The sequence below is a fragment of the Kineococcus terrestris genome (assembly GCF_041020755.1).
GTDB lineage: Bacteria > Actinomycetota > Actinomycetes > Actinomycetales > Kineococcaceae > Kineococcus > Kineococcus terrestris.
The window spans coordinates 1-9,525 of the sequence record NZ_JBEUEI010000060.1 but is presented as its reverse complement, the minus strand read 5'-3'; the positions used below and the strand labels follow the sequence as shown (position 1 = coordinate 9,525).

General features: G+C 77.4%; 10 protein-coding genes. 4 read left to right on the top strand and 6 right to left on the bottom strand.

Annotated elements, in window-relative coordinates; all coding sequences use genetic code 11:
* The first annotated feature begins 93 nt into the window (after positions 1–93).
* Positions 94–525, top strand: a complete 432-nt coding sequence (locus AB8M62_RS19820; RefSeq protein ID WP_369070645.1) for a hypothetical protein — start codon at positions 94–96, stop codon at positions 523–525.
* Between the two features lie 63 nt (positions 526–588).
* Here AB8M62_RS19820 and AB8M62_RS19815 read toward each other — a convergent pair whose 3' ends face one another.
* Complete coding sequence (locus AB8M62_RS19815; RefSeq protein ID WP_369070644.1) at positions 589–1,083, bottom strand: DUF1648 domain-containing protein; 495 nt, start codon at positions 1,081–1,083, stop codon at positions 589–591.
* A gap of 119 nt (positions 1,084–1,202) precedes the next feature.
* Here AB8M62_RS19815 and AB8M62_RS19810 point away from each other — a divergent pair, with 119 nt between their 5' ends.
* Entirely contained in the window at positions 1,203–2,192 is a 990-nt protein-coding gene (locus tag AB8M62_RS19810) for a chymotrypsin family serine protease (RefSeq protein WP_369056515.1), read from the top strand.
* Complete coding sequence (locus AB8M62_RS19805) at positions 2,189–2,437, top strand: hypothetical protein (RefSeq protein ID WP_369056514.1); 249 nt, start codon at positions 2,189–2,191, stop codon at positions 2,435–2,437. Before AB8M62_RS19810 ends, AB8M62_RS19805 begins: the two co-directional genes overlap by 4 nt.
* Here the strand turns inward: AB8M62_RS19805 and AB8M62_RS19800 are convergent.
* From AB8M62_RS19800 to serS, 3 genes are read right to left on the bottom strand one after another with little or no spacing between them, the layout of a single operon-like run.
* Entirely contained in the window at positions 2,418–3,296 is an 879-nt protein-coding gene (locus tag AB8M62_RS19800; protein WP_369056513.1) for an HAD family hydrolase, read from the bottom strand. The two genes, AB8M62_RS19805 and AB8M62_RS19800, sit on opposite strands and share 20 nt — an antisense overlap.
* Positions 3,297–3,330: 34 nt before the next feature.
* Positions 3,331–4,146 (bottom strand): HAD family hydrolase, encoded by an 816-nt coding sequence (locus AB8M62_RS19795; protein ID WP_369070643.1) that lies wholly within the window; start codon positions 4,144–4,146, stop codon positions 3,331–3,333.
* Positions 4,147–4,155: 9 nt separating this feature from the next.
* The gene (serS, locus tag AB8M62_RS19790; protein ID WP_369056511.1) at positions 4,156–5,451 is read right to left on the bottom strand and encodes a serine--tRNA ligase; all 1,296 of its coding nucleotides are present in this window, start codon (positions 5,449–5,451) and stop codon (positions 4,156–4,158) included.
* A gap of 78 nt (positions 5,452–5,529) precedes the next feature.
* Between serS and AB8M62_RS19785 the strand changes: the two genes are divergently transcribed.
* On the top strand, positions 5,530–6,684 hold the full coding sequence (locus AB8M62_RS19785; RefSeq protein ID WP_369070642.1) for a diacylglycerol/lipid kinase family protein: 1,155 nt from the start codon (positions 5,530–5,532) through the stop codon (positions 6,682–6,684).
* Between the two features lie 16 nt (positions 6,685–6,700).
* Here the strand turns inward: AB8M62_RS19785 and AB8M62_RS19780 are convergent, their stop codons facing one another.
* Together AB8M62_RS19780 and pheA are read right to left on the bottom strand one after the other, a co-directional pair.
* Positions 6,701–8,194 (bottom strand): GGDEF domain-containing protein, encoded by a 1,494-nt coding sequence (locus AB8M62_RS19780; protein ID WP_369056509.1) that lies wholly within the window; start codon positions 8,192–8,194, stop codon positions 6,701–6,703.
* A gap of 298 nt (positions 8,195–8,492) precedes the next feature.
* Complete coding sequence (gene pheA / locus AB8M62_RS19775) at positions 8,493–9,446, bottom strand: prephenate dehydratase (RefSeq protein ID WP_369056508.1); 954 nt, start codon at positions 9,444–9,446, stop codon at positions 8,493–8,495.
* Positions 9,447–9,525: the final 79 nt, after the last annotated feature.

Below are 9,525 nucleotides of genomic sequence, written 5' to 3'. Positions count from 1 at the left end.
CCGCCGGGCCGCCCGCCCCCCCCCCCCCCCCCCCCCCCCCCCCCCCCCCCCCCCCCCCCCCCCCCCCCCCCCCCCCCCCCCCCCCCCCCGGCCGTGAGGCTCGCCTTCTGGCGGCGCGCGCCCGACCCCCTCGGCGAGGGCGTCTGGGCGCGCGCCGCGCACACCGTCGACCGCTCGGTGCGCCGCTTCGAGCAGGTCACGGACGGCTGCCCGCCCGGCCCGGCGCGCACGGCCCTGGAGGCGTACCTGCCGCGCGTGGACCTCGTCGCCCGCGCCGCCCGCGCCCGCGCCGTGCGGGCGCAGGCCGAGGCCCCGTCGACGGAGTTCCTCGTGCCCGCCGGCCCCGACGGCGAGCACCCCGAGGTGCACCGGCGGCTGACGCGCACCGCGACCGCGTGCGCGCAGGCCGCCGAGGCCGCCGCCCTGCTGCGGGTGGGCGCGGGCAGCGTCGAGGCCGTCGAGCGGGCCGTGGTCCGCGCCGAGGAGCTGGCCGGCCTGCCGCCCGGCGGCCCGCCCACCCCCTGAACCCCTTCCCCCGTGATCATGCAGGGATTCCCAGCAAGATCACGAAGGGTGGGGGCGGAGGGATCAGCCGGGCGGCGGGCGGTAGCGGGTGCGGACGTTGCGCACGCCGAAGAGCACCGCGTACGCCAGGTAGAGCGCGAAGGCGGCCACCGCCCACCACGGCACCTGACCGCTGCCCGTGCGCGCCGCGTGCAGCGTCGCCAGCACCACGACGGCCAGCAGCAGCACCGTCGCGGCCCCGAACTCCGCCAGGTCCTCCCGGATCCGCCGGCGCAGCTCCGGCTCGTGCTCGGGGGCGCTCCAGACGTCCTTGTGCGGGACGTCGACCCACTCCAGCGGCACCCGGTGCACGGTCCGCACCAGCACGGCCAGCAGCGCCACCACGCCCCCGCCGACCAGCACGTCGAAGGTCAGCGCCTGCGCCCGCGTGCCCCAGCGGTCCACGTCGCCGGCGGCGCCGAAGTGCAGCGGCACCCGCTCCGGCAGCAGCGCCGCGCTGAGGGCCACCGTCCCCGCGAACAGCACCACCGACGCCCAGAACAACCGATCCCGGTCCACCCGTCGAGCCTCGCACGGGTGCCCCTGTCGGACGCGGGTGCCACAGTGAGCCGCGGCGCCACCACCCGGCGTCACGAACCGCAGCGACGCAGCAGCACCCGGACCGAGGAGACGCCGCCGTGCACATCGACAACGCCCGCGAGCTGAAGGCCCGGCTGCGCGCGGAGGCCCTGACGACCACCGCGCAGGCCGCCGGCGCACCCGCCGGCGTCGCCTCCGTGGGCATCAGCGTCCTCGGGCGCGGCGCCGACGGGCCCCGCTACGGCCTCGCCGTGCGCTGGTCCGGCCCCCGCGGCGAGGCCCTGCTGGACCGCACCCGCACCCTCACCGGCGGCACGAGCGCCGCGCAGGAGGTCGACGTGCGCGACGTCGGCCGCGTCGTGGCCCTCACCGCCCCCACCGCCGACCGCACCTGGACCCCCGGCTCGCTGCAGCGGCGCGTGCGCCCCCTGCACCCGGGGCTGTCCATCGCCCACGAGGACGTCACCGCCGGCACCCTGGGCGCCTTCGTCCGGATCGAGGGTTCGGACGGCGTCTACGCGCTGTCCAACAACCACGTCCTCGCCGACTCCGACCGCGCCGCGCTGCGCGACGCCGTCCTGCAGCCCGGGCCCGCCGACGGCGGCGGTGCCCGCGACCGCGTCGGCCAGCTCGCGCGCGCCGTGCCGCTGGAGGCCGGCGGCGGCAACGCCGTCGACGCCGCCATCGCCCTGCTCGAGGACGTCGGCGACGGCGACTGGGACCCCACCTACCCCGTGGGCCGCCTCGTCGGCTGGGCCGAGCCCGACGACGAGGTCCCCGTGGAGAAGGTCGGGCGCACCACCGGCTGGACGACCGGCCGCATCAGCGCCATCGAGCTGGACGACGTGGCCGTCGAGTACCCCGTCGGCGTCGTCTCCTTCGACGGGCAGGTCGAGGTCACCGGCAGCGGCGGGCCCTTCTCCGCCGGCGGGGACTCCGGCTCCCTCGTCTACCGGCCCGACACCCGCCAGGCCGTCGGACTGCTCTTCGCCGGCAGCGAGCGCGGCGGCGAGGACGGCACCGGCCTCACCTTCTGCAACCCGATCGGCCTGGCGCTGGAACGGCTGGGTGCGACACTGCTGGTGTGACCGCTGGCGCCCTCCCCGACGGAGCGCCCGACCGCGAGCTCGCGCGGGCGGCGAAGGCGCACGTCCAGGCGATGCTCGCCGGGGACGCGCGCGTCAACGGGATCGGCCTGACGCGCGTGTCCAGCTCCTGGGCGGTGAAGGTCAACGTCGCCACCGACGACGAGCTGCCCGAGCTGCCCCCGACCGTCGACGGCGTGCCCGTCGAGGTCGTGCACGTCGGGCGGATCACTCCCCGCGGAGCCTGAGCAGCCGCTCCAGCACCTGCGCCACACCGTCCTCCTCGCACGTGCCGGCGACGTCGTCGGCCGCGGCGAGCGCGTCCGGGTGGGCGTCGGCCACCGCGTACGAGCGGCCCGCCCAGCGCAGCATCTCCAGGTCGTTGGGCATGTCCCCGAACGCCACGACGCCGCCCGCGCCCACCCCGCGGTCGGCGGCGACCTCCGCCAGCGTCGACGCCTTGCTGACCCCGGCGGCCATCACCTCGATGAGGGAGTCCACCGCGTTGGAGTGGGTGACGTTCACCAGGTGCCCCACCTCGCGGCGGGCCACGGCGAGCATCTCGTCGCTGGGCACGCCCGGACACTTGGCCAGGACCTTCACCAGCGGCGGGGCGTCGGCCAGCAGGTCGCCCATCGCGCCGACCCGCTGCTCCAGGCCGGTGTCGAAGCGGGTGGCGTAGGCGTCCTCGCGGCGGAACCCGACGACGGCCTCCAGGGCGAAACCGGTCCCGGGCAGGGCGGCCCGCAGCCGCGCCGTCACCTCCTCGACGACCTCGCGGTCGATGACGTGCTCGCGCACCACCCGGTCGGCGTCCAGGTCGTAGACGACAGCGCCGTTGGCGCACACCACCTGCCCGGCCAGCCCGGCCTCGGCGGCCAGCGGCGTCACCCACCGCGGTGGGCGGCCCGTCACCGGTACGACGGGGACGCCGGCGCGCGCGCACGCCGCGAACGCCGCCAGGGTGCGCTGCGACAGCGGCCGTTCGCGGGGGATGACGGTGCCGTCCAGGTCGGTGGCGACCAGGCCCCAGCCGGCGGCGAAGGCGCGCTCGGCGTCGGCGCGGTCGGCGTCGGGGCGGGTACCGGTGGCGGGCTCCGTCGTCACCGCCCCATCCTCCCCCACGCGCGCCGGGAGGGAGTCAGCGCAGGAGGTCGTCGAGGACGTCGGCCAGGCCGTCGTCGCGCACGTCGCCGGTCACCGCGTCGGCGGCGTCCTTGACCTCCTGCGGCGCGTTGCCCATCGCGATCCCGCGCGCGGCCCAGCGCAGCATCTCCACGTCGTTGCGCCCGTCGCCGACCGCGACCGTCGCCGACGGCGGCACCCGCAGGCGCTCGCGGACGTCCTCCAGCGCGCTCGCCTTCGTCACGCCCTCCGGGGCCAGGTCCAGCCACGCCGTCCAGCCCACCGAGTACGCCACCCCGTGCAGGCCGACCTTGTCGACCAGCTGCAGGAACTGCGCGCTCGTGTGCTCGGGGCTGCGGACCACGACGCGCAGCACCGGCTCGGCGAACAGCTCCTCGAAGGGCACGACCTCCAGCTCACCGGTCAGCTCCCCGTCCGGGAACGGCGCCGTCACCTTGAACCCGCGGCCCAGGACCTCCACGGCGAACAGGCCAGCGGGCAGGTCCTCGCGCAGCGCCCCGGCGACCGCGGAGGGGTCGAACGTGTGCACCGACACGACCCGGTAGCCCTCGGCGACGCCCGTGTCCAGCTCCACGGTGGCCGCGCCGTTGCTGCACACCAGGTACCCGGAGTCCAGGCCCAGGCGCTGCACCACCGGCAGGACGCCGTGCAGCGAGCGCCCCGTGGCGACCACGACGTGCGCGCCGCTCTTGGCCAGCCGCTGCACCGCCTCGCGCACCCGGTCCGACAGCGCCTCGTCGTGGTCGACGATCGTGCCGTCGACGTCCAGGCAGACCAGCAGCTCCCCGCCCGCACCCGTCCCCGTGTCCACCCGACGACCCTACGGCGCGGGCAGCGGGCGCACCGGCTGGAGCACGTCCAGGCCCACGAACGGACGCAGCGCCTCCGGCACGCGCACCGAGCCGTCGGCCTGCTGGTGGTTCTCCAGGATCGCCACCAGCCAGCGGGTGGTCGCCAGCGTGCCGTTGAGCGTCGCCACCGGGCGGGTGCCGCCGCCGGCGTCGGCGCCCTGGCGCTCGCGGATCCCGAGCCGGCGCGCCTGGAACGTCGTGCAGTTCGACGTCGACGTCAGCTCCCGGTAGGCGCCCTGGGAGGGGATCCACGCCTCGCAGTCGTACTTGCGGGCCGCGGAGGAGCCCAGGTCGCCCGCGGCGACGTCGATGACGCGGTACGGCACCTCGACGGCGTCCAGGACCTCCCGCTCCCAGCCCAGCAGCCGCCGGTGCTCCTCGGCGGCCTCCTCGGGGCGGCAGAAGGAGAACATCTCCACCTTGTGGAACTGGTGGACGCGCACGATCCCGCGGGTGTCCTTGCCGTACGAGCCGGCCTCGCGGCGGTAGCAGGCCGACCAGCCGGCGTAGCGCAGCGGGCCGCCGGACAGGTCGAGGATCTCGTCGGCGTGGTAGCCGGCCAGCGCCACCTCCGAGGTGCCCGTCAGGTAGAGGTCGTCCTCCTCCAGCCGGTACACCTCCGCGGCGTGCGCGCCGAGGAACCCGGTGCCCGCCATCACCTGCGGCTTGACGAGCGTCGGGGTGATCATCGGCGTGAACCCGGCCTCCAGCGCCTTGGCGACCGCCAGGTTCAGCAGCCCCAGCTCCAGGCGCGCGCCCACGCCGGTGAGGAAGTAGAAGCGCGAGCCGGAGACCTTCGCGCCGCGCTCGGTGTCGATGGCGGCCAGCGCCTCGCCCAGCTCCAGGTGGTCGCGCCAGGCGGTCAGCCCCTCCGGCAGCTCCGGCCGGGCGCCGACCTCCTCCAGGACGACGAAGTCGGCCTCGCCGCCGGGCGGGACGCCGTCCTCGACGACGTTGGGGATGCGGCCCAGCAGCGCCTCGAACTCCGCCGCGGCCGTGTCCGCCTCCGCCTGGGCGGCCTTGACGCGGTCGGCGAGCTCCTTCACCGACGCCAGCAGCGCCCGCTTCTCCTCGCCCTGCGCGCGGGCGACGTCCTTGCCGCGGGACTTCTGCTCCGCGCGCAGGCGCTCGAACTCGGCGATCGCGCCGCGGCGGCGGGAGTCCGCGGCCAGCGCGGCGTCGACGACCGCGTCGTCCTCGCCCCGCGCGCGCTGGCTGGCCCTGACGGCCTCCGGGTCGTCCCTCAGCAGTCGCAGGTCGATCACCCGCAGAACCCTAGCGCCGGGCCCGGCGGGCGCACCGGGGCGGCCGTGGCGCGGCCGGCGGGCCGGTAGCGTGCCGGGGTGGCCGGCGGTGATCTCCAGGCGAGCGACGCCCTCGTCGCCGTCCCGCTGGCCGCGACGGTGGCGCTGGCGGTGGCGCTGGTCGTGGTGACGGGCCTGTGGCTGCGCGAGCGCCGCGCCGCCCGCCGCTACCGCGCCCTGTTCGAGACCCCGCGCCCGCAGGTGCCCGACCACGTGCCGCCCGCCCCCGCGACGGTGCGCCGGCAGCGGGCCGCGGTCGTGGTCAACCTGTCGAAGTTCAGCGACCTGGACCCCGCCGCGCAGCTGCGCCGGCAGGCGTACGTGGACGCCGCGTTCCGCCAGCACGGCTGGGAGGAGCCGCTGTGGCTGCGCACCACGCCCACCGAGCACGGCGCCGAGCAGGCCCGCGAGGCGCTGGCCGCGGGCGTGGACGTCGTCGTGGCCTGCGGCGGGGACGGCACCGTGCGCTCGGTGGCCGAGGCGCTGGCCGGCACCGGCGTGCCGATGGGCGTGCTGCCGGCGGGCACCGCCAACCTGCTGGCCCGCAACCTCGACCTGCCGCACACCGACCTGGCCCGCGCCCTCGACGTGGTGTTCTCCGCCCCCGACCAGCCGGTGGACGTGGGCTGGCTGGAGGTGGACCGCACGGGCTCCGACCCCGTCCCCGAGCGGCACCTGTTCCTCGTCATGGCGGGCCTGGGCTTCGACGCGGCCGTCATGGCGGGCGTGGAGGACCGGCTCAAGCGGCGGCTGGGCTACGGCGCGTACGTCGTCTCGGGCGCGCGGGCGCTGTGGGGACCGCAGGCGCGGGCGGGCGTGCGGGTCGACGACGGGCCCTGGCACCAGGTGCGCACCCGCGGGGTGATCGTCGGCAACTGCGGGAAGCTGACGCGCAACCTCGTGCTCATGCCCGACGCCGAGATCGACGACGGCTACCTGGACGCCGTCGTGCTCTCCCCCCGCGGCGGCATCGGCTGGGGCGAGGTCGCCTGGGCGATCCTGACCCGCGACCGGCGCGGGCAGCGGCGCGTGCAGCACCTGCGCGGTCGCACCGTGGAGGTGCGGCTGGAGGCCCCGCAGGAGGTCGAGCTGGACGGCGACCCGGTCGGCGCGGCCCGGCGGGTGTCCGTCGCCGTGGACCCGGGGGTGCTGCTGGTGCGCGCGCACCCGTGGCCGCGCACCGCCCGCCGCTGACCGGGTCCGCCCAGAGTCAGCCGCCGACCTCGGCGGCCAGCGCCTCCGCCCGGTCCGGCGCCACGACGGTGCGGTCGCGGCCCGTGCGCTTGGCCCGGTAGAGGGCCTGGTCGGCGCGCGCCAGGGTCGCCATCGGCACCTCGGCGCCGTCCCAGGTGGCCACCCCGATCGAGCAGGTCTGCCCGTCCGGGACGCCCCGGTGCACGGCCGCCAGGCGCTGCACCGCCTCCTGCGCCCCGCACGCCAGCAGGACCGTGAACTCCTCCCCGCCCCAGCGGGCCAGGAACGCGCCGGGCAGCGACCCGCCCCAGGCGCGCGCGGCCTCGCGCAGCAGGTCGTCGCCGCCGTCGTGGCCGTGGGCGTCGTTGTACTGCTTGAAGCGGTCGAGGTCGACGATGGCGACCGTCATGGGGGTGCCGGCCGCGCGGGCGGCGACGAAGGCGCGCGCCACGGCCGCGTCCCAGGCGCGGCGGTTGGGCAGCCCGGTCAGCGGGTCGGTCTCGGCCAGGCGCTCCACCTCGCTGCGCTGGGCCTGCACGGCGCGCAGCAGACCGGACAGGCGCACGAGCACCAGCAGGACGACGACGACGGTGCCCGCCTGCAGCCACGGCCCGTGGTCGTGCGCCCCCAGGTCCAGCAGCTCGTCGGCCAGCGAGGCCAGGGGCAGCGCGACCGCGGCCACGCCCAGCACGGGCAGGCGCAGCTGGCCGGTGTCGCGGCCGGCGGGCGCGGAGCCCAGGGCGACGGCGCTGCGGCTGACGGCGGCCGCCGCGCACAGCACGTAGAAGGACAGCCAGCACAGCTCCACGGCCGCGGGCGGCAGGTAGGACCCCGTCCCGGCCACCCACAGCGCGTACGACAGGTCGGCCACGACGGTCCCGGCCAGCGCCGCGGCCAGGAACCAGTAGGCGCGGGGCCGGTGACCGCTCCAGCCCGCCGTGCGGGCCAGCAGGACGACCACGGCGATGTCGAAGAGGGGGAAGAACGCCGCCGTCAGCGTCGCGGCCGCCCCCCGGGCGCCGTCGAGGGCGGGCAGCAGCGCGAAGAGCACGAGGAGGGTGCCGACGCTGACGGCCACCACGAGCGTGTCCACGAGGACCCCCCGCGAGACGCGCCAGGGGGGCCGGGTCAGGCGCAGTACCCCGGCCAGCAGGAGCAGGTCCGCCGTGACGAAGGCGGCGTCGGCGGAGACGGGCAGGACGAACCGCTCGTGGCTCAGCTGCGCGACGGCGCTGACGGCCTCACCGGCGATGAAGCCGAACTGCGCGAGGACGACGAGGGTCCAGCGCCGCCGCCACGGCGAGCGGCTGACCGCCACGACCAGCGCGGCGACGGAGGCGGCGAGCACCGTCCAGTACAGGGACGGGCGCCAGAGCCCGTCGGCCGGCAGCAGCAGGTAGACGGGCGCGACGAGCAGCAGGAAGACGGCCAGGACGACGTGCTCGGGGCGCGTGCGCACCCCGCCGCCCCGGGCGGCGCGCAGCGCTCCCGCGAGGCCGGTGGTGCTCACGGCGGACCACCCGCGGGAGGGCGGCGCGACGACGGCCGGGCGGTGCCCACGGCACCCAGGGTGCACCGTCCGTGACGGACGCGCCGCTCCTCGCGGACACCTCCCGCGCGCACCCGGCAGCGCGAGGACCCCGGGCACCCCGCGCCGCGGGGGCACGGGGAGAGCGCGGCGCGCTGTCGGGTGTCCACGTCCCAGGTGTCGGGTCACCGGCGGTGGCGCTGGATGCTCCGTGCGGGTCACGCCGGACGTGGCCGACCGGGTGACGGCCCGGCTCCCTGGGCCGGGGCGGGGGGTCCGCTCAGGCGCCGGAGCCGGCGCGCAGCCGGTCCAGCCAGGCCTGCGCGTCGGCGAACGCGGCGTCCGTCGGCCCCGAGCCGGTGATGGCGCGGCCGCCGTCCCCGCGCGGGTAGCTGCCCAGGAAGCGCACCTGCTCGCACACCCGGTGCAGCCCCATGAGGGTCTCGCCCACCCGCGGGTCGGCCAGGTGCCCGTCGCAGTCGATGGAGAAGCAGTACCGGCCCAGCGCGTCGCCGGCGGGCCGGGACTCGATGCGGGTCAGGTTGATGCCGCGGGTGACGAACTGCTCCAGCGCCTCGACGAGCGCGCCGGGGCGCTCCTCGCGCAGGAAGACGACCATCGACGTCTTGTCCCGGCCGCTGGGCGGCGGGGTGGCGCCGGGCCGGGAGACGAGCACGAAGCGCGTCTGGGCGCCGGGGCGGTCCTCGATGCCGGAGGCCAGGACGTCCAGGCCGAAGCGCTGCGCGGCGCCGAGGTTGCAGACGGCGGCCTCCTCCGGCCCGGCCCCGTCCTCGGCGAGGGCCTGGGCGGCGGCCGCGGTCGAGGTGGCGGGCACGTACCGCGCCCCCGGCAGGGTCGTCGCCAGCCAGCGGCGCACCTGCGCGTGGGCGTGCGAGTGGGTGGACACGCGCCGCACGTCGGCCAGCCGGGTGCCGGGGCGGGCGGCGAGGACGAAGGAGACGGGCAGGACGACCTCGGCGACGACGACGAGGGGGGCGCCGACGGCCAGGCCGTCGAGGGTGGCGGGCACTCCGCCCTCGACGGAGTTCTCGATGGGCACGCAGCCGACGTCGGCGCGACCGGCGCGCACGGCCTCCAGCACGGCGTCGACGCTGGGCAGCGGCTCGGCGGGCGCCTCGCCGACGACCCGGCGCAGCGCCGCCTCGGTGAACGTCCCCGCGGGGCCGAAGTAGGCGTAGCGGGGTTGCGGGCTCGGCGTCGGCGCGGTCGGCACGGTCGGCCACAGTAGCCCCGGCCGCTCCTCCCCCGCCGTGATCATGGATGGGTGAACCGTCACTCATCCATGATCACGG